Below are 18,746 nucleotides of genomic sequence, written 5' to 3'. Positions count from 1 at the left end.
GGATGGAGGGTTCAGAGCAGGGGGGTGGCCAGGGCGAGCCGCAGCGGCGGCCCGTCGATGTGCCAGGCGGGGAGCAGTGCGGCCACGGTCGTGGCGTGGTCGCGCCCGGGGTCGAGGGTGCCGTCGGCGAGCAGGGCGTCCCAGGCCGCTTCGACGTGCTCCAGCACGCTCCGGCGGAGCGGGGTGACGGGCCGTCCGGCCGACGCCCCGTCACGTGCGGTCAGCACCCGGACCCCGTTCGCCCGCAGCTGGGCGAGTTCGGCCTGCCAGTCGACCCCGAGCGGGCAACCGGGTACGCCGCCGCGGGGGAAGGGCCCGGCGGGTGGCCGGGCGGTGAGCAGCAGGGCGGTGCGCTGCGGCCGGCGGCGGCCCGCGGAGCCGGGTGCGGCCATCAGGTTCAGCGCCTTCAACGCGTCCTCGAGGGCCGAGACGGTGTCCTGTCGGCGAGGGGCCGGCCACCACCGCTCGGGATCGGCGAGCGCGGCCAGTACGGCGGCCGGCGGGCCGGGCCGCTCGACGTCCAGCAGGGTGCCGCGCGGCGCGTACGGGCTCTCGCGCACACCGTGCTCGTAGTAGCCGACGACGCCGACCTCGACGTCCTGGCCGGCCTCGGCGTCCAGCTCGGTGAGCAGCCCGCGCAGGAGGGCGAGCCGCGCGGCGACCTCCGCGGGGCCGGTGGCGTAGCACAGTTCCACGGCGATCAGCAGGTGCAGCCGGGGCGGCCGGGCCAGCCGCCGCGGCAGGCCCGCGACCAGGGCCGGCAGGTCGGCGTCGGCCGGTTCGGCGGGCGAGCCGTCGGGTAACAGGACCTCCACCTCTCCGGGCCCGTGCAGGACGAAGGTCAGTTCGGTCGGCCGCAGGGCGGGTAACCGGACCCGGTAGGCGAGGACGCTCTCCCCTCCGGGGCCCCGGCCGTCCTGCTCCCCGGTGCTGACCAGCGGCAGGGTCAGCGGCTGGTCCGCGTCCACGCCGCCGTGCACGGTGACCGGCACGGCGACGCTCTCCCCCGGCCGTAACCGGGCACCGGCCGGGAAGAGCAGCTTGGTCTCGGGCCGGACGGCCCCGCTCTCCCCGTCGACGGCGGCGAGGACCACGGCGTGACCGCGGCTCAGCGGCGCGCCGCGCAGCAGGTGCCGCACACCGTCGACACCCCCCGGGGCGGGCCCGAGTTCGGCGTCCGGGGCCCGCAGGGCGCGGAGCACGGCGGCGGCACGGGCGTGCAGCACCCAGTCGGGACGGCCCACCAGCAGCACCGTGCGCTGCCCGGAGCCGGCGGGCAGCAGGGAGGACAGGGTCCGGCGTACCGCCTCGTCGAACAGGATCCGGTCGATCGGTTCCAACCCACCTGTACCGCCCGCGAGTTGGCGGCAGCGCCGGTCGTGCTCGGCGGAGAAGGCGGGCAGCACCGCAGTCCAGGCCGCACCGCCCGCGTCGACGGCCCGGGGCACTCCGTGACGGTCCGTCAGAACCTTGACCAGGCCCACGCGTTCGTCCGTCAGTTCGACGAACCAGAGGGCCGCACCGGGGGTGCCGACGAGCTCGTCGAGCAGGCCGTCCAGAGCCGCGGAACCCACCACCGGGTCCCCCGGCCCCGTGGCGGCCAGCGCGGCTGCCCTGCCCTCCCAGTCGCCCCGGGCCGCTTCCAGCGCCCGGCGCTCGTCCTCCAGGTCCTCCGCGGTCGGGGCGCCGAGGAACAGGTCACCCGTGATCCGCCAACTGCAGCCCGGGCACGACCCGGTGCCGCTCCCGATGTCCAATTCCGGCCGACGGCAGACCGGGCAGGCCCGTCCGGCCGTGCCGGACACCCCCATCACCTTGTGACCCCCCACTGCGACAGGTACTGACGAAACACCTGCAACCGACCGGAAACGATCGGTTCGCTGGGCCCTTATGTTGGCACAACGCCATTGCGCGCAAGGCGAGTTCTGGAAAATGACCGCCCCGCCCGACCACCACCCCGACACCCGGGCCGACCCCGCGGCGGCACGCCACGTGGGTGGCGCGGTCGTGTGGCCGTGGAGGCGGCCTACCCGACGTGGACGCGGGGACGGCGGGAGCGGTCGGGCTCGGCCTCGCGCAGCACCTCGCGGGTGACCGGGGCGACCTCGCCCTGGCCGAACAGGAAGAAGCGGAAGAACTGGGCGAAGGGGTTGCCCTCGGTCCACTCGAAGTAGATGTGCGGGCGCAGCCCGGTGCGGTCACGGACCGTCAGGAGCAGTGCCGCCAGGGCGTTGGGGACGCTGGAGCTCTCCAGCGTCAGGACCCGGTAGCGGTCGTGCAGCACCTCGCCCCGCACGGTGAGCTCCGCCTCGAACTCGGACGGGTCCTTCACGGTGACCTCGACGAAGACCAGGTCGTCCTCGGCGGGGATGTCGTTGTCGGCGCGGATCTGCCGCTTCTTCTCCCGGTACTCGGCCAGGTCGCGGCGGTCGGGCTCGTTGGCGACCAGGCGCAGCGGACGGTGGGTGTAGTCGCGCAGGAAGCGCTCGGCCGCCTCGTCCAGCACCACGTCGGTGACCCGCAGTTCGAAGGCCCGCTTGAGCCGGGAGAGCAGGGAGACCAGCACGATGGCAGCGATGAAGCAGGCACCGATCTTCACCCCGTCGGGGCGCTCGGCGACGTTCGCCGCGGTGGTGTAGACGAAGATCACCGCGATGGTGGCGAAGGCGGCGGTCCAGCCCCGCTGGCCGGCCTTGCGGGCGGCGATGGTCACCGCGATCGCCGCCGAGGTGATCAGCACCAGGACGCCGGTGGCGTAGGCGCCGCCCTGGGCGTCCACCGAGGCGTCGAAGATCCAGGTCACCAGGAAGGCGATCAGGGTCAGCACGATCACCATCGGCCGCACCGCCCTCGCCCAGTGCGGCGCCATGCCGTAACGGGGCAGGTAGCGCGGCAGCAGGTTGAGCATCCCGGCCATCGCCGAGGCGCCGGCGAACCACAGGATCAGGATGGTGGAGAGGTCGTAGACGCTGCCGAAGGTGTTGCCGAGGTTCTCGTGCGCCAGGTAGGCCAGCGCACGCCCGTTGGCCTCCCCGCCGGCCTTGAAGGCGTCCTCGGGGATCAGCAGGGTGGTGACGAGGCTGCTGGTGATCAGGAAGGCGCTCATGATCAGCGCGGCGGTGGTCAGCAGCTTGCGCGCTCCCCGGATGCGGCCGGTGGGGCGCTCCTCGGTGTCGTCCGGGTCGCCCTTGATGTGCGGCATCACGGCCACTCCGGTCTCGAACCCGGACAGGCCCAGCGCCAGCTTCGGGAAGACCACCAGGGCGACCCCGACCATGGCGAAGACGTTGCCGTGCTCGGCGGTGAGCGCCGAGGACCAGTCCTGGACGACGTGCTGCTCCTGGGTCAGGTGCCACAGCCCGTTCCCGACCACGACCACGTTCAGCGCCAGGTACACCCCGACCAGCACCACCGCGACGCCCATCGCCTCACTGAAGCCCTTGAGGAAGACACCACCCAGCAGGGCGATCAGCACCAGCGTGATCAGCACCTGACGCCCCGACAGCGCGTCGTGCAGGTGCGGGTTCTCCACCAGGTGGGCGGTGGCGTCGGCGGCCGACAGCGTGATGGTGATCATGAAGTCGGTGACCGCGAAGCCGAGCAGCGCGAGTACGAAGAGCTTGCCCTGCCAGAACGACAGCAGCCGCTCCAGCATGGCGATCGAGCCCTCTCCGTGCGGGCTCTCCTTCGCCACCCGCCGGTACACCGGCAGTGCGCCCGCCAAGGTGACCACCACCAGGACGATCGTCGCCACCGGCGACAGCAGGCCGGCCGCCAGCGCCGCGATCCCGGGCTGGTAGCCGAGGGTGGAGAAGTAGTCCAGGCCGGTCAGGCACATCACCCGCCACCAGCGCGCGCCCTTCTCCCCGGACGGCGCCTTCGCGTGCGGCCCCGGGTGCTGCTTGGCCCTGTCCGACAGGCCCTCCAGCAGCCAGGCCCGCAGCCTCGCCCCCCGCGATGCCGCCTGCGCGTCAGCCGCACCCATCGCACCGCTCCGTCCGCGCCGCCGCACGCCACCGGACCTGGTGACACTGCGTCAGGTTAGGTGATCATCAACTGAACACCCGGCAGCACCACGCCCGGGTCAGCCCTTCGGCGGCATCCCGGAAGGCCCACCGGAGCGGCCGGGCCGCCCGACCGCACTCCGGCGATTCCTGACGGATCCCTGACACGAATCCCCTTGCCTCGGCCGACCCCGGATCGGCAGGGTAGATCCCACCAACGGCCTTGCATACGAGGGGAATTCACATGTCTTCTGCCGTCAAAGCCAGGATCACCGCCGCCCTTGTCAGCGTGCTCGCGGCCGGTTCGCTGATCGCGGCCGGCGCCTCCCCCGCCACCGCCGCGACCGCATCGTCCCCGGCCAACGGCGGCGCCCTCCTCAGTGGCGCGGCCGCCGCCCAGGACGCCGCCTCCGCCCGGGCCCGCGCCGTCCAGCAGCACCTGATGAGCCCGGGGGACACCCTCTGCACGGGGACCTGGACGCACGCCGTGTCCACCGTACAGTTCCAGCGTGCCGCCGGCGGCACGCTGGCCTGGAGCTTCAAGCTCTCCAACGCCTCCCAGTCGGCCCTCGGCCCGACGGTGACCGTGACCATGCCCTACGCCTACGTCGACGGCAAGGCGGTCAACCCGCCGTACGGCCCGCACACCGAGCCGAACTGGTACAACTTCCACGGCAGCATGAACGGCTACCAGTTCATCGGCGGTGGCGGCGGCACCATCCAGACCGGCAACAAGCTCACCTTCTACTGGTTCCTCAAGGGCTCCACCCCCAACACCGCCGCCGACCGCTACATCACCTGCCAGGTCCCGACACCCGGCAGCGCCTGACCCAACGGAGCGCACCCATGCCCGACGAGCAGCCCGCGCCACGGCGGACCACCGTCCTGGACGGCCACCACGAACTGACGGTCCGTTCGCTCACCAGGGCGGACGCGTCCTTCACCGTGGACTACTCGATCACGCCGCCGCTCCCGGACGACCTCGCCACCGGCCCGGCCACCGAGCCGCTCTTCCTCTGGCTGGAGGCCGAGGACGACCTCGGCAACGCCTACACCGACTACGGTGGCGCCCGGGGCCTGAGCCCCGACGGCCGCTCCACCGAAGGCCGGATCTCCGGCCAACCGGCCCTGCCGGCCGGAGCCACGGCCCTGACCGTGCGCTTCGTCTTCCTCACCGGCGGCACGGAGCAGCCGCACCCGCTCACCCTGCCGGTACCGCCCGGCGCGTGACCGGCGCGGGGCGGTACCGGCCTGACGGCTCGGCCCCGACCCGTGCGGGCACTGTCGGTGCGTCAGCCCAGGACCAGCGCAGGCGGGTTCAGGCAGGCCGGTTCATTCAGACCTGCCGAGCAGGAGCCCGGCGGCCTCGGTGGTCCCGTCGGTGCGGATCGTGCGGGAGAGGGCGGCGGCCCGGGCGCGGGTCTCCGGGGCCAGGGCCGCGGCGAGTGCGGCCGTCAGGGTCTCGGCGGACGGGGCCGGGTCGTCGAGGGCGGCGCCGATGCCCAAGGCGGTAACCCGCTCCGCCCAGTACGGGTGGTCCGCGCCCTGCGGCACCACCACCTGGGGCACGCCGGCCCGGGCGGCCGTCGCGGTACTGCCCGAGCTGCCGTGGTGCACCACCGCGGCGACCCGGGCGAACAACGCCCCGTGGTCGGCCTCGCCCACCGTGAAGCAGTCGTCCCGGCCGTCGGCCGGCTCCAGCTCCGCCCATCCCCGGGAGAGCAGGATCCGGCGCCCCATCGCCCGGGCCGCCCCGACGGCGGCCCGGGCGATGTCCGGGGCCGTGGTCATCGGCATGCTGCCGAAACCGACGAACACCGGCGGATCGCCGGCGTCCAGGAACGCCGCCAGCCCGCGCGGCAGCGGCCGCTCGTCCGGCCGGAACCAGGTACCCGTCTGGACGACGCCGAGCCCCGTCGGCGGCCACGGGTCGAGCACCGGGTCGGTGGCCAGGAAGGGCGTCCCGGTGAAGGCGTAGTCGCGGATGCCGTCGACCGGCGGCAGGCCGACCGCCGCCCGGTGGGCGTTGAGCAGCCCGCCGAACATCTCGTCCGCGTTCCGCGCGTCGATCTCCCAGAGCTCCCGGTTGTCGGCGACCTCCGGCGGCAGCGGGCGCCCGCGCCGGGCGGGCGGCGGCTGGTGCGGGGACGGAAGACTGACCGGGGAGTGGCTCACGTACGCGTAGCGGATGCCCAGCTTCTCCGCGACCGACCGCGCACCGGCCGAGACCGGCAGCGGGCCGGTCGCCACCAGGACGTCGCAGCCCTCGGCCGCGGCGGCGACCGTCTCGAACTGAGCCGCCATCAGGTCCGCCGCCCGCTGCGCCAGACCGGCCGCCGAGCCCGGCACCACCGTGGTCACCAGCGGCCGCACCGGCGCACCGGACGCCACCATCTCCACCCCGGCGCCGGCCAGCAGGGCGGCGAACTCCTCGTCGGGCGGCGCGCACACCCGCACCCGCGCGCCGAGCGCGCGCAGCCGGACGGCGAGCGCCACCATCGGCTCCACGCTCCCGCGGGCGCCGTAGGTGGAGAGGAGGACCTGCGGCGGCTGCCCGTGTCCGGGGGCTCCGGCCGTGGCCGGTGCGGGACGGCGGTGGGTCTGGGGAGTGGACTGGTGCAAGCTCTGTCCGTTCGTGGCAGGGGATCTGAGCACGGGTCAGGTCGTGTCCGGAAGGAGCGGCCCGACCTCGCGCTCCCGGGTCAGGTGAGCGATTCTGCGGTACGGCCGGGGCCTTGCCGCAAGCCCCCCTGTGCGCTATATCTTGATCATCGGCGGGGTGCGCCGCGCGGCACGTACGCCGTCCCGGGTCCGCCCCGGCAGGCTGATGCGCGGTCAACGCCCGGTGCGGGCGGGCCGGTCCCCTGCCCCACCGTGACGTCACCTCAGGACGAGCGACTGCGGCAGCTCCCGCATGCCGTGGAGCACCACGGTGCCCGGGGCACCCGGCGGCGGTCAGGCCGGGGCGGGCGCGGCGGCTCCCCGGAAGGTGCGGCGGTACGCCAGCGGCGAGACGCCGATGGCGGCGTGCAGGTGCTCGCGCAGCGAGGTGCCGGTGGCGAAGCCGACCCGGCCGGCGATGTCGTCGACGGGCAGGTCGGTGGTCTCCAGGAGGTGCTGGGCCCGGCAGACGCGTTGCTGGATCACCCAGCGCCCCGGGCTGGTCCCGACCTCCTCGGTGAAGCGGCGGACGAAGGTGCGCAGGCTCATCCGGGCGTGCCCGGCGAGTTGGCGCAGCGTCAGCGACTCGTGCAGGTTCTCCAGCGCCCACTGCCGGGTGGCCGAGGTGTCGTGCGCTGAGGGCGGCGGCACCGGGTGCTCGATGTACTGGGCCTGGCCGCCGTCCCGCCAGGGCGGCACCACGCAGGCCCGGGCCACCTGGTTGGCGACGGCGGTGCCGTGGTCCCGCCGCACCAGGTGGAGGCAGACGTCGACGCCGGAGGCGGCGCCGGCCGAGGTGAGCACGTCGCCGTCGTCGACGAAGAGCACGTCCGGGTCGAGCCGGATCCCCGGGTACCAGTCGCGCAGGACGTCGGCGACGGCCCAGTGGGTGGTGGCGGGGCGGCCGTCGAGGAGCCCGGCCGCGGCCAGCACGAAGGCGGCCGTGCAGACGGAGACGATCCGCGTCCCGGGCCGGACCGTCGCGAGGGCCTCGGCCACGCCCGGCGGCAGTTCGCGGGAGAGGCGGGAGACGTCGAAGGGCGGCAGCAGCAGGGTGTCGGCCGTGGCGAGGAGCTCGGGGCCGTGCTCCACCGTCACCGAGAAGTCGGCGTTGGTGGCGACGGGGCGGCCGTCGACGGAGCAGGTCAGGACCTCGTAGCGGTCCCGCAGGGCGCCGAAGATCCGGCTGGGGATGCCGAGTTCGAAGGGGTAGACGCCGTCCAGGGCGAGGACGACGACGCGGTGGAGAGCGGCCATGGCACGATCCCGTCGGAAGTTGTCGTTCATGCCATGGTACGGGCCGGGCACGAACGAGCAGGCTGGTGCCCATGACGAACACCACCACCACGACCAGCGCCACCACCACCGGCGCCACCATGCGCGCCATCAGCCAGCGGACCCACGGCGCCCCCGAGGTGCTGGAGGAGGTCGTGCTGCCGCGGCCGGTGCCCGGCCCGAGCCAGATCCTGGTCGCGGTCCGCGCCGCCGGGCTGAACCCGACCGACTGGAAGCACCGCGCCTCCGGCCTCTTCCTGAACCACCTGCCGCTCGTCCTCGGCTGGGACGTGTCCGGCGTGGTCGAGGCCGTCGGCTTCGGCGTGACGCTCTTCAAGCCCGGCGACGAGGTCTTCGGGATGCTGCCCTACCCGCACGGCGTCGGCTCGCACGCCGAGTACGTGACGGGCCCCGCCCGCGCCTTCGCCCGCAAGCCCGCCGCCATCGACCACGTCCAGGCCGGCGCCCTGCCGCTGGCCGCGCTGACCGCCCGTCAGGCACTCGTCGACACCGCCGGGGTGCGGCCCGGGCAGCGCGTCCTGGTGCACGCGGCCGCGGGCGGGGTCGGCCACCTCGCCGTGCAGATCGCCAAGTCGCTCGGCGCGTACGTGATCGGCACCGCCAGCGCCCCCAAGCACGACTTCGTGCGCGGGCTCGGCGCGGACGAGGTGATCGACTACCGCACCACCGACTTCCGCGAGGCCGTCCGGGACGTGGACGTGGTGCTCGACCCGGTCTCCGGCGACACCCGCACCCGCTCCCTCGACGTCCTGCGGCCGGGCGGCGTCCTGGTCTCGATCCTGCCGGGCACCGACCCGGAGGAGGCCGCGAGGGCCGCGGCCCTCGGCGTCCGGGTGGAGACCCTCCTCGTCGAGGCCGACCACGCGGGCATGAACGCCGTCGCCGAACTGGCCGCCACCGGCGCCCTGCGCGCCCACGTCCAGGCGGTCTTCCCGCTCGCCGAGGCCGCCGAGGCCCACGCCCTGGGCGAGACCGACCGCACCAGCGGCAAGATCGTGCTGACGGTCGGCTGAGAACCACGGCCCGGGGCCCCGACCACGGCGCCCGGCGGCCGGTGGGTTGAAGGAGTACACCCACCGGCCCGTCCCCGGCCCTGCGGTGGTCGGGGCGGTCACGCCCCTGACGGTGTGTCAGGCGGGCCCGGTCACGCGGGTTCCACGCAGTACAGGGCGGTACGGGCGGTGTCGGCGTCGGTGCCGGCCGCTCCGGTGATCCGGATGCGAGCCTGTTCGCCGGCCAGCAGGGTGAGCAGGCCGCGGTCGGCGACCGCGTCGGGGGCCAGCCGGTCGGCCTGCAGCAGCAGGTCGCGGACCAGGGTGTGGGCGGTGACCACGACGTCGAGGGCCGTGTCGTCGCCGGCCACCGGCTCCACGGTCACGTCGAACTCGGGCCGCTGGTAGCCGAACTCCTTGTCGGGGACCGGGAAGTGCACCGCGCGCAGGCCGTCGGCGTCGGCGGCCAGGAACTCCTTGGTCGAACCCGCCGCCGGGGCCAGCGCGTCCGGTACGGGCAGGCGCAGCACCGAGCGGGCTTCGACGGTCAGCGGGATCTCGGTCGTCGCGGTGGTGGTGCCGTCGGCGGAGACCTTGCGCAGCGTGACGACGGTGTTCCACGGCTGGGCCGCCTGGTTGGCCAGGGCGAGGGTGGGGGTGGCGTCGTCGTCGGCGTTCGGCTGGATGGTGACGAGCCGGTCGGCGTAGACGCGGCGCAGCTCGTACCAGAGGGGCTTGAGGCGGCCGTCGCCGTCGATGGCGGCCCAGGAGGAGACCGGCCAGCAGTCGTTGAGCTGCCAGACCACGGTGCCCGCGCAGCGGGGCCAGTGGGAGCGCCAGTGCTCGATGCCGGTGGCGACGGCACGGGCCTGGACGACCTGGGTGAGGTAGTGCCAGCGGTCGAAGTCGGCGGGCAGGTCGAAGTGGCGCCCGACGCCGCGGTCGAGCTTGCCGTTGCCGTCCTCGGCCTTCTGGTGGTGGAGCATGCCGGGCGAGTCGGCGGCCAGGTCCTCGGTGGGCAGGGCGCGGCGCAGGGTGGCGTGGGCTGGCGGGGCCTGCCAGCCGAACTCGGCGACGAAGCGGGGGACGGTGGCGCGGTACTCGGCGTAGTCCTGACGGTTCCACACCTCCCAGGAGTGGTGGGTGCCGTGGTCGACGTCGTTGGGGTGGTGGTCCCAACTGCCGGACCAGGGGCTGCCGGCCGTGTAGGGGCGGGTGGGGTCGAGTTCGGCGACGATGCGGGGCAGCACGCCGAGGTAGTAGCCCTCGCCCCAGGAGTCGGTGGCGAGGTCCTCCTCCCAGCCCCAGTCGCGGAAGCCCCAGAGGTTCTCGTTGTTGCCGTTCCACAGGACCAGGGAGGGGTGGGGCATGAGGCGGGCGACGTTCTCGCGGGCCTCGGCCTCGATCTCGCCGCGCAGCGGCTGCTCCTCGGGGTAGGCGGCGCAGGCGAAGAGGAAGTCCTGCCAGACCATCAGGCCGAGTTCGTCGCAGGTGTCGTAGAAGGCCTCGCTCTCGTAGATGCCGCCGCCCCAGATCCGCACGAGGTCGATGTTCGCCTCGGCGGCGCGGGTGAGGCGCTCCTCGTAGCGTTCGGGCGTGACCCGGCTGACCAGGGTGTCGTCGGGGATCCAGTTGACGCCCCGGACGAACAGGCGGACGCCGTTGACGACCAGGGTGAAGCCGCTGCCGTGTTCGTCGGCGGAGGTGTCGAGCTCGACGGTGCGGAAGCCGATGCGGCGGTGCCAGGTGTCGAGCGGGCCCTGCGCGTCGGCGAGGGTGACGTCGAGGCCGTGGAGGGCCTGGTCGCCGTGACCGCGCGGCCACCAGAGGGCGGCGTCGGGGACCTCCAGGACGAGGACGGCGGTGTCGTGGCCGGCCGGGACGGTGACCGTGGCGGTGTGCTCGCCGATGGTGGCGGTGGCGGTGAGCTCGCGGTCCGCGCCGGTGGTGGTGCGTTCGAGGTCGAGGTGGAGTTCGACGGTCCCGGTGGTGCCGTCGACGGTGGCGTGGGGGCGGACGCGGGCCAGTCGGGCGGTGGACCACCGCTCGATCCGGGCCGGGCGCCAGATCCCGGCGGTGGGCAGGGTCGGGCCCCAGTCCCAGCCGAAGCTGCTGGCCATCTTGCGGATGTACTGGAACGGCTCCGGGTAGACGTTGGGGCGGTCGCCGACCAGGGCCCGTACGCGTTCGGCCTCCCGGTAGGCGCTGGTGAAGCGGACCGCCAGCTCGCCGGTCAGGCCGGTGGCGTCGAAGCGGTAACTGCGGTGCATGTTACGGGTGTTGCCGAGCTCCGTGCCGCCGTAGGTGACGGTGGCGGCGGTGTCGAGCCCGTCGAAGACCAGGTCGGTTCGCTCGTGCGGGGTGTCGCGCGCGGGCAGGTCCAGGGTGTAGGTCCAGTCCTGGCGGCCGACCCAGGCGACCTCGGTCTCGTTGGTCTCCAGGAACGGGTCCGGGATGAGACCGGCGGCGAGCAGGTCGGTGTGGACGCAGCCGGGCACGACGGCGGGCAGCCGGTTCCCCGCGTGGTGCAGGGTCCAGCCCTGGTCGAGCTGGGTGACGTCCTTCATCGTGCGGCTCCATTCGCTGTGGGGGTGGTTCCGGAGGCTGGCGGGAGCAACCGTAGCCCGCCGGTTCACTCCTGTCCATAAACCGGTTAGGTTGAAGCAAAAGGCCACATCAGCAACACATCTACCAACAGCATGGCCAGATGGAGGGCGCATTGCCTTTACCGGTTCGTCGAAGGCGGCCGATCCGCGGGGGTCAGCGCCCGAGTCTGCGCTGGGACTGGGCCCATCGCTTGTTGAGGTCCGCGAAGTAGCCGGCCTGGTCCCCCGGAGCCGCGCCGCGGGCGATGTCGACCAGCTTTCGGCGGTAGTCGGGCGAGCTCAGCCCGATCCGGGCGTCCTTGTCGATCTCGCTCACCAGGGCGGCCTTGTCCTGGGTCTGCGTCATGATGCGCACCCCGCGTTCGTCGAAGGCCTTGAGGGCCGGCGGCAGCGGGGTGCCCTTGACCGTGGAGATGGCCTGCTCCGCCTGGGCACTGCCGGACTTGGTCAGGTACCAGTCGATCCAGGCCCGCGCGGCGGCCTTGTTCTTGGAGCGGCTGCTGACCGCGTACTTGTAGTCGGGCTGGACGACGGTGCAGAAGTGGGACTTGGACAGGGCGGGGAAGGGCAGGTAGGCGATGTCGTCGGGGTTGCGGCCGGCCGCCTCGGCGGCCTTCCGCATCTGCGGGATCGCCCAGGAGCCGAGGAACATCGCCCCGATCTGCCCGGTGCCCATCAGGGTCTTGGAGCTCTCCCAGTCGGTGGCGGCGGGGTCGGGTTCGGTCAGCCTCTCGCGGACGGCGCTGTAGAGCAGGCCGTCGATGGCATGGAGGTCCCTGCCCGGACTCCAGGGGTCCGGGGTGGCGGCCAAGGCGTCCCGGGCGGAGTTGTTGCAGCCCGGTCCGCCGATGTGGTCGGACCACTGCCGCAGCGGCCATCCGTCGTGGTAGTTGGTGTAGTAGGGGATGGCCCGGGTCTTCGCCTTGATGGCCCTGAGGGCGTCGATGAACTGCTCGGGGGTCTGCGGCCACTCGGTGACGCCGGCCTGCTCCCAGACGGCCTTGTGGTAGACGAAGCCGGTGGCGATGCCGATGTTCGCCAGGCCGTACACCTGGTGCGCCACCGTGGCGTACTCGGTGAAGTCGAAGGTCTGCGCCAGCTCGTCCGCGGAGCCGAGGGACGCGAAGTAGGTCGGATACTGACCGAGGTTCATGCTGTTGGGAATCAGCAGCACGTCGCCGTAGTCGCCGCCGTCCAGCCGGACGCCGATCCCGCCTTCGTAGTCGGTGAGGGCCTCGAACCGGACCCTCACGTCCGGGTACGCCTTCCGGAACCGGTCCGCGTACTTCCTGAGCGTCCCGTCCGAGAGTTGGTCGACGCGGTTGGTCAGGACCTTGATCTCACCGGAGACGCGGGTGTCGCCGCCGTCGGGGGGCGGGGCGCCGTCGCCCCCGCTCCCGCAGGCCGTCAGCAGCATCGCCGTCGCGGCGGCGACGGCCACCCATCCTCTGCGCATTCGCTCGTCCTTCGCACTGGGAGCGGTGCCGCGCCCGGGCGGTCGCCGTCACGCGCCGGGCTCCGGCACCTGTGGAGTTAACCGGTTAATTCCGGGGGACGCTATTGCCGCCGTCTCGCAGCTGTCAACGGCTGGTTAACCGGTTGTCCCCCATGCACGGGGTTGGCTACTGCGGACGGCCGGGCCCGTAGTAGCTTGGGGGCGCAAGGTCCGCCTCATCGGTTCGGAAGGGTCCTCGTGGATCAGGTGTCCCCGCAGCAGAGTCCGGCCGCGCGGCGGCCCACGATCGCCGACATCGCCAAGATCGTCGGCGTGTCGAAGGTCTCCGTCTCCAACGCGCTCAACGGCCAGCCGGGCGTCTCGGAGGCGACCCGGGCCCGGATCGCGGAGGTCGCCGAGGAGATCGGGTTCGTGCGCAACAGCGCCGCCCGGGCACTGAGCGGCGCGAAGTCGTCGGCCGTGGGCCTGGCGCTGGCGCGGCCGGCCCGGATGCTGGGGACCGAGCCGTTCTTCATGGAGCTCATCGGCGGGATCGAGAACGTGCTCTCCGAGGCGTCCTACTCACTGGCGCTGCGGGTGGTCTCGGACCACGAGCGCGGGCTGGAGGCCTACCGGCGCTGGTGGGGCGAGCGGCAGATCGACGGCGCGATCCTGGTGGACCTGCGGGAGGACGACGCCCGCGTACCGGCCCTGGAGGAGATCGGCCTGCCGACGGTCGTCATCGGTCACCCGTCCGGTTCCGGCGGCCTGACCCCGGTCTGGTCGGACGACTCCGCGGCGGTCCGCGAGACGCTGGAGTACCTGGCGGCGCTGGGCCACCGGCGGGTCGGCCGAGTGGCCGGGCTCACGGGCCTGGTGCACACCTCGCTGCGCGACGCGGCCTTCACGGCCGTGTGCGAGGAACTCGGGCTGGAGGCCGTGCCGGTCGTCCACACCGACTACACCGGCCTGGAGGGCGCACGGGCGACACGGCGCCTGCTGCTCTCCCCCGACCGGCCCACCGCGATCCTCTACGACAACGACATGACGGCGGTCGCCGGCCTGTCGGTCGCCCAGGAGATGGGACTCCAGGTGCCCGAGGACCTGTCGATCGTCGCCTGGGACGACTCCCCCCTGGTCCAGGTGGTCCGGCCTCCGCTCACCGCGCTGACCCGGGACATCCACGCCTACGGCGCGCACGCCGCACGGACCCTGCTGGCGCTGATCGCGGGCGGGAAGAGCGACGGCTACGAGGACGCCGCTCCGCAGCTGACTCCCCGCGGGAGCACCGCGGCGCCGCCGGCCTGATCGGTCCGGTCCCCGGGACCGGACCGGCTCACGGCCGCCGCGGCGGCGGGCCGGTGGTCCCGCGCGGGACCAGTTCGGGGGTCCCGGAGATGCGGGACTCGGCCCGTCCGGTGTCCAGGAGTTCGAGCAGGCACCGGGCGACCTCCGAGCCGAAGGCGAAGGGGTCGTGGCTGAGGGCGGACAGGTTCGGCCTGGTGATCCGGCACAGGTCCGAGTCGTCCCAGGCGACCAGCGACACGTCCTCGGGGACCCGCAGGCCCAACTCGGCGGCCACCGCCAGGCCGGCCACCGCCATGAGGTCGTTGTCGTAGACGATCGCGGTGGGCCGGTCGGCGGAGGCGAGCAACTCCCGGGTGGCCCGGGCACCCTGATGTGCCGACAGGTCGGTGACGACGGTGCGGTGGTCCTCCAGGGACAGTTCGACGCCGGTGTCCTCGAACGCCTGCGAGCGGACCAGCGCACTGCCGAGCTTGGCGGGGCCCGCGACGTGGGCGATCCGCCGGTGCCCGAGGACGGCCAGGTAACGCACCGCCTCCGTGACGGCCGCCGCCTCGTCGCTCCAGACCGCCGGGAAGGGGCCACTGTGGTCGGGGTGGGTGACGGCGACCACCGGCATGCCCAGGCGGTGGGTGGGCTCGATCCGGGGGTCGTCCGCGGTCACCCCGGTCAGCACCGCCCCGTTGACCTGACCGGACTGCCACCACTGCTTGTAGAGGGCGATCTCCATCTCCCGGCTGGTGGTCAGGTGCAGCAGCAGGGAGCAGGGCCGTTCCGACAGGACGTGCTCGATGCCGCCGATGAGGGCCATGTGGAGCGCGTCGAGCCCCTCGTCCACGGCCTCGCGGCTGATCGCCATGCCGATGGTGTGCACCTGCGGACCACGGGCCAGCGAACGGGCCGCGAGGTTGGGGGACCAGCCGAGTTCCCGGGCGGCCTCGGTGATGCGGCGGCGGGTCTCCTCCGAGACGCCGGGCCGGTCGTTGAGGGCGAGCGAGACGGCACCGGCGGAGACCCCGGCGCGAGCGGCGACGTCTCGGATCGTCACCCGGTGCGGCATGCTGTTCCCCTCTGACGGCTGGTGGGTCCACGGCACGTCTCCACGTGCCCAGGGTCTATCCTGTCAGGTCGCGCAGCAGCGGCAGGCCGCCCACCTCGGGTCAGCCCCCGGGCCGTGGAGCCTTCCCCGCCGGTCCCCGCACGATCAGGTGGGAGGGGACCGGCTGCGGGGTGACGCCCCCCGGGCCGCCGGCCGGACGGCACTCCGGCAGCGGTCCTACCGAGGACGGCGGGGCCCTCCACCGGCGGCCGTCGGCACTCCGAGGCCGCCTGCCGGCCGAGCCCGGCCCTCACCTCTTCTGTCGATCCGTCAGAGCAGCCCCCGCACGGGAGGCCTGGCCGACGTCGGGCGTCAGCGGCGAGCGGGGCGGGCGAGGGCGGCGGGGCCCTCGGCGACGACATCGGCCACGGCCGGCCCGACGCCGCGTCCACCGGCAGCCGTCAACGCTCCGAGGTCACCTGCCGGCCGAGCCCGGCCCTCACCTCTTCTGTCGATCCGTCAGAGCGACCCCCGCACGGGAGGCCTGGCCGACGTCGGGCGTCAGCGGCGAGCGGGGCGGGCGAGGGCGGCGGGGCCCTCGGCGACGACATCGGCCACGGCCGGCCCGACGCCGCGTCCACCGGCGGCCGTCAACGCTCCGAGGTCACCTACCGACCGAGCCCGGCCCTCACCTCTCCTGTCGATCCGTCAGAGCAGCCCCCGCGCCGCAGGCGCAGCCGATGGCGGCGTCGGGCGTCAACGACAGGCGGGGAGTACGGGGCGGGCGAGGGCGGCGGCGCCGACCAGGCCCGCGTCGGTGCCCAGGCGCGCGGGCACCAGGCTCAGTCCGCGGGTGAAGGAGAGGGTGGCGTACGAGGCGAGGTGGCGGGTGAGCGGGTCGAAGAGGACGGGGCCGGCCTTGGCGACGCCGCCGCCGATCACCGCGGCGTCGAGTTCGACGAGGGTGGCGGTGGCGGCGATGCCGGCCGCCAGGGCCCGGGCGGCGCGGTCGTAGGCGGTCAACGCGAGCGGGTCACCGGCCCGGGCGGCGACGGCGATCGCGCCCGCGGTGGCGTCGCCGTCCGGGCCGGGGCGCCAGCCGAGTTCGGCGGCGGTGCGGGCGATGGCGGTGCCGGAGGCGAGTCCCTCCAGGCAGCCGCGGGAGCCGCAGGGGCAGGGGCGGCCGCCGTGGTCGATGCTGATGTGGCCGAGGTGTCCGGCGTTGCCGGTGGTGCCGGTGCGGAGGCGGCCGTCGAGGACGAGGCCGGCGCCGACGCCGGTGGAGACCACCAGGCACAGGGCGTTGCGGTAGGGGCGGGCGGCTCCGCGCCAGTGTTCGGCGGCGGTCATCGCGACGGCGTCGCCGCCGAGGACGACCGGCAGGTCGCGGACGGCGGGGTGCTCGGCCGCCTCGGAGCGCAGCGGGAAGCCGCGCCAGCCGGGGAGGTTGACCGGGCTGACGGTGCCGGCGGCGATGTCGACGGGGCCGGCGCTGCCGATGCCGAGCGCCCGTACGTGCTGCCAGGCGGGGAGGCGGGCGAGGTCGTCGAGGACGTGGTCGACGGCGGCCATCAGCTCGTGCCGGTCACCGTCGGCGGGGGTGGGCACCTGGAGCTGGTGCAGCAGGGTGCCGCCGGTGTCGACCAGGCCGCCCGCGATCTTGGTGCCGCCGATGTCGAGGGCCGCGATCAGCGGTCCTGCGGGGGTGCCGGCCGGTGCCGGCCCGGTGGGTCCGGCCATGTCGTAACTCATCGTGACGTCTCCGCGTGTGCGACTGAGGAGCGCCGCCGTACTGGACAGGGCGCCACCGGGGCGTTCCCGGCGATTCTGACCAGCTTTGACAACGTTGTCCAGACCTCGCCGGTCCCAGTCGGACAACGGGCTCGATCCACTCACTTGTTAGGCAAAGTTTTAGTAAACAGAGCCTTGATCGGTAACAAAACTGGTGGATATCAAAGTTGACCGCTCTATGGACATGGCAGCAAAGTGACGTCTACGTTAAGCGTCCAGCAGCCAGGGAGACCGGTCAGGTCCGCTGGATGTCGCTTCCCCCGTGTTCAGAAGACGATCAGCGCGAAGGATGGGCGAGATGCGAAGAGGATGGGTGGCCGTCGCGGCCGCGACCATGGTGGTGCTCACGGCGTGTAGCAGCAACGGCGGCAGCGGCGCCACCTCGGTCCCGACGGTCAACTCCGACCCGGCCAAGGTGTCCGGCTCCATCACGGTCCTGACGAACCGTACGGACCAGCTGGGCGACGGCACCTTGGACAAGTACGCCGCCGAGTTCACCAAGCTCTACCCGAACGTCAAGGTGAAGTTCGAGGGGATGAAGGACTACGAGGGCGAAGTCAAGATCCGCATGAACACCGAGAACTACGGTGACGTGCTGCCGATCCCCTCGGACCTGTCGATCGCTCAGTTCCCCACCTTCTTCTCGCCGTTGGGCGAGGCCGCCGAGCTGTCCCAGCAGTACCAGTGGACCGACTACTCGACGGTCAGCAACAAGGTCTACGGCATAGCCAACTACGGCACCGTGACCGGCTTCGTCTACAACAAGAAGGTCTGGGCGGAGGCCGGCGTCACCGAGTGGCCGAAGACCCCCGAGGAGTTCGTCACCGCACTGAAGGCCATCAAGGCCAAGGGCGCCGCGACCCCGTACTACACCAACTACCACGACGGCTGGCCGCTGCGGCAGTGGACCGACGCGGTCAGCTCCCCCAGCTGCGACCCCAAGGCCAAGGACGCGATGGCCACCACGCCGCTGCCGTGGACCAGCGGCAACGACATCTTCACCATCGACAGCCTGCTGTACTCGGTGGTCAGCGAGAAGCTCTCCGAGACCGACCCGACCACCACCAACTGGGACAACTCCAAGGTCCTGCTGGCCACCGGCAAGGTCGGCTCGATGTACCTCGGCTCCTGGTCCATCTCGCAGGTGCGCGACGCCGCCACCAAGGCCGGCGCCAACCCTGACGACATCGGCTACATGCCGTTCCCGTCCACCACCGGCAAGCCCTGCACCGTCCTGCAGCCGGACTACAAGTACGCGATCAACAAGCACTCCAAGAACCAGGAAGCGGCCCGCGCCTGGATCGACTGGTTCGTCAACAAGTCCGGCGCCGCCCGGAACGAGCAGGGCATCTCCTCCGTCAAGGGCACCGAACTGCCCAGCGCCCTCAAGCCCTTCACCAAGAAGGGCGTGCAGATGATCGGCCAGAACCAGGAGCAGCTGGCCAAGGTCAAGAAGATCGACAAGGGTGCGGAGATCAACCTGGACGCCCCCGACTACCGGCAGAAGCTGGTCGACATCGCGCGCGGCGCCGCCCCCGGCGACCAGAAGAGCTACTTCGCCGAGCTCAACAAGAAGTGGTCCGAGTCGCAGAAGACGGTCGGCTGACCCACCCGGGA

General features: G+C 73.0%; 13 protein-coding genes. 5 read left to right on the top strand and 8 right to left on the bottom strand.

Annotation, left to right across the window (positions count from 1 at the left end; translation table 11 throughout):
- Positions 1 to 11: 11 nt before the first annotated feature.
- A complete protein-coding gene (locus ACIA8O_RS22500) occupies positions 12 to 1,805 on the bottom strand; it encodes a hypothetical protein (RefSeq protein WP_396295698.1) in 1,794 nt (597 codons plus the stop codon).
- 221 nt (positions 1,806 to 2,026) lie between these two features.
- Positions 2,027 to 3,985 (bottom strand): APC family permease, encoded by a 1,959-nt coding sequence (locus ACIA8O_RS22495; RefSeq protein ID WP_396295697.1) that lies wholly within the window; start codon positions 3,983 to 3,985, stop codon positions 2,027 to 2,029.
- 263 nt (positions 3,986 to 4,248) lie between these two features.
- On the opposite strand from ACIA8O_RS22495, the gene ACIA8O_RS22490 reads away from it, so the two are divergent.
- Complete coding sequence (locus tag ACIA8O_RS22490; RefSeq protein ID WP_396295696.1) at positions 4,249 to 4,833, top strand: hypothetical protein; 585 nt, start codon at positions 4,249 to 4,251, stop codon at positions 4,831 to 4,833.
- 17 nt (positions 4,834 to 4,850) lie between these two features.
- On the top strand, positions 4,851 to 5,234 hold the full coding sequence (locus ACIA8O_RS22485) for a hypothetical protein (protein WP_396295695.1): 384 nt from the start codon (positions 4,851 to 4,853) through the stop codon (positions 5,232 to 5,234).
- A gap of 102 nt (positions 5,235 to 5,336) precedes the next feature.
- On the opposite strand, the gene ACIA8O_RS22480 is transcribed toward ACIA8O_RS22485, so the two are convergent.
- A complete protein-coding gene (locus tag ACIA8O_RS22480) occupies positions 5,337 to 6,503 on the bottom strand; it encodes a glycosyltransferase (RefSeq protein ID WP_396295747.1) in 1,167 nt (388 codons plus the stop codon).
- 456 nt (positions 6,504 to 6,959) lie between these two features.
- Positions 6,960 to 7,922: a GlxA family transcriptional regulator gene (locus ACIA8O_RS22475; protein ID WP_396295694.1), complete on the bottom strand. Its 963-nt coding sequence runs from the start codon at positions 7,920 to 7,922 to the stop codon at positions 6,960 to 6,962.
- Positions 7,923 to 8,041: 119 nt separating this feature from the next.
- Here ACIA8O_RS22475 and ACIA8O_RS22470 point away from each other — a divergent pair, with 119 nt between their 5' ends.
- Entirely contained in the window at positions 8,042 to 8,974 is a 933-nt protein-coding gene (locus ACIA8O_RS22470; protein WP_396295746.1) for an NADP-dependent oxidoreductase, read from the top strand.
- Between the two features lie 131 nt (positions 8,975 to 9,105).
- On the opposite strand, the gene ACIA8O_RS22465 is transcribed toward ACIA8O_RS22470, so the two are convergent.
- Both ACIA8O_RS22465 and ACIA8O_RS22460 read right to left on the bottom strand, forming a co-directional pair.
- The gene (locus ACIA8O_RS22465; RefSeq protein ID WP_396295693.1) at positions 9,106 to 11,520 is read right to left on the bottom strand and encodes a glycoside hydrolase family 2 protein; all 2,415 of its coding nucleotides are present in this window, start codon (positions 11,518 to 11,520) and stop codon (positions 9,106 to 9,108) included.
- 193 nt (positions 11,521 to 11,713) lie between these two features.
- Positions 11,714 to 13,015, bottom strand: coding sequence for an ABC transporter substrate-binding protein (locus ACIA8O_RS22460; protein ID WP_396295692.1), 1,302 nt, complete (start codon positions 13,013 to 13,015; stop codon positions 11,714 to 11,716).
- Between the two features lie 246 nt (positions 13,016 to 13,261).
- Here ACIA8O_RS22460 and ACIA8O_RS22455 point away from each other — a divergent pair, with 246 nt between their 5' ends.
- Positions 13,262 to 14,302: a LacI family DNA-binding transcriptional regulator gene (locus tag ACIA8O_RS22455; protein ID WP_396295745.1), complete on the top strand. Its 1,041-nt coding sequence runs from the start codon at positions 13,262 to 13,264 to the stop codon at positions 14,300 to 14,302.
- A 28-nt stretch (positions 14,303 to 14,330) separates the two neighbouring features.
- Here ACIA8O_RS22455 and ACIA8O_RS22450 read toward each other — a convergent pair whose 3' ends face one another.
- Positions 14,331 to 15,359: a LacI family DNA-binding transcriptional regulator gene (locus ACIA8O_RS22450; protein ID WP_396295691.1), complete on the bottom strand. Its 1,029-nt coding sequence runs from the start codon at positions 15,357 to 15,359 to the stop codon at positions 14,331 to 14,333.
- A 735-nt stretch (positions 15,360 to 16,094) separates the two neighbouring features.
- Entirely contained in the window at positions 16,095 to 17,090 is a 996-nt protein-coding gene (locus ACIA8O_RS22445; protein WP_396295690.1) for an ROK family protein, read from the bottom strand.
- A 337-nt stretch (positions 17,091 to 17,427) separates the two neighbouring features.
- On the opposite strand from ACIA8O_RS22445, the gene ACIA8O_RS22440 reads away from it, so the two are divergent.
- Positions 17,428 to 18,735, top strand: a complete 1,308-nt coding sequence (locus tag ACIA8O_RS22440) for an extracellular solute-binding protein (RefSeq protein WP_396295689.1) — start codon at positions 17,428 to 17,430, stop codon at positions 18,733 to 18,735.
- Positions 18,736 to 18,746: the final 11 nt, after the last annotated feature.

It is taken from the genome of Kitasatospora sp. NPDC051853 (assembly GCF_044452665.1).
Taxonomy (GTDB): domain Bacteria; phylum Actinomycetota; class Actinomycetes; order Streptomycetales; family Streptomycetaceae; genus Kitasatospora.
This window is presented reverse-complemented; position numbering and strand designations above follow the sequence as displayed.

What these genes read in the sequence shown, in the direction of transcription:
- ACIA8O_RS22485 (WP_396295695.1), top strand. Translation starts at nt 4,851, where the DNA reads ATGCCCGACGAGCAGCCCGCGCCACGGCGGACCACCGTCCTGGACGGC.
- ACIA8O_RS22445 (WP_396295690.1), bottom strand. Translation starts at nt 17,090, where the DNA reads ATGAGTTACGACATGGCCGGACCCACCGGGCCGGCACCGGCCGGCACC.
- ACIA8O_RS22470 (WP_396295746.1), top strand. Translation starts at nt 8,042, where the DNA reads ATGCGCGCCATCAGCCAGCGGACCCACGGCGCCCCCGAGGTGCTGGAG.
- ACIA8O_RS22440 (WP_396295689.1), top strand. Translation starts at nt 17,428, where the DNA reads ATGCGAAGAGGATGGGTGGCCGTCGCGGCCGCGACCATGGTGGTGCTC.
- ACIA8O_RS22480 (WP_396295747.1), bottom strand. Translation starts at nt 6,503, where the DNA reads ATGGTGGCGCTCGCCGTCCGGCTGCGCGCGCTCGGCGCGCGGGTGCGG.
- ACIA8O_RS22450 (WP_396295691.1), bottom strand. Translation starts at nt 15,359, where the DNA reads ATGCCGCACCGGGTGACGATCCGAGACGTCGCCGCTCGCGCCGGGGTC.
- ACIA8O_RS22490 (WP_396295696.1), top strand. Translation starts at nt 4,249, where the DNA reads ATGTCTTCTGCCGTCAAAGCCAGGATCACCGCCGCCCTTGTCAGCGTG.
- ACIA8O_RS22465 (WP_396295693.1), bottom strand. Translation starts at nt 11,520, where the DNA reads ATGAAGGACGTCACCCAGCTCGACCAGGGCTGGACCCTGCACCACGCG.
- ACIA8O_RS22475 (WP_396295694.1), bottom strand. Translation starts at nt 7,922, where the DNA reads ATGGCCGCTCTCCACCGCGTCGTCGTCCTCGCCCTGGACGGCGTCTAC.
- ACIA8O_RS22495 (WP_396295697.1), bottom strand. Translation starts at nt 3,985, where the DNA reads ATGGGTGCGGCTGACGCGCAGGCGGCATCGCGGGGGGCGAGGCTGCGG.
- ACIA8O_RS22460 (WP_396295692.1), bottom strand. Translation starts at nt 13,015, where the DNA reads ATGCGCAGAGGATGGGTGGCCGTCGCCGCCGCGACGGCGATGCTGCTG.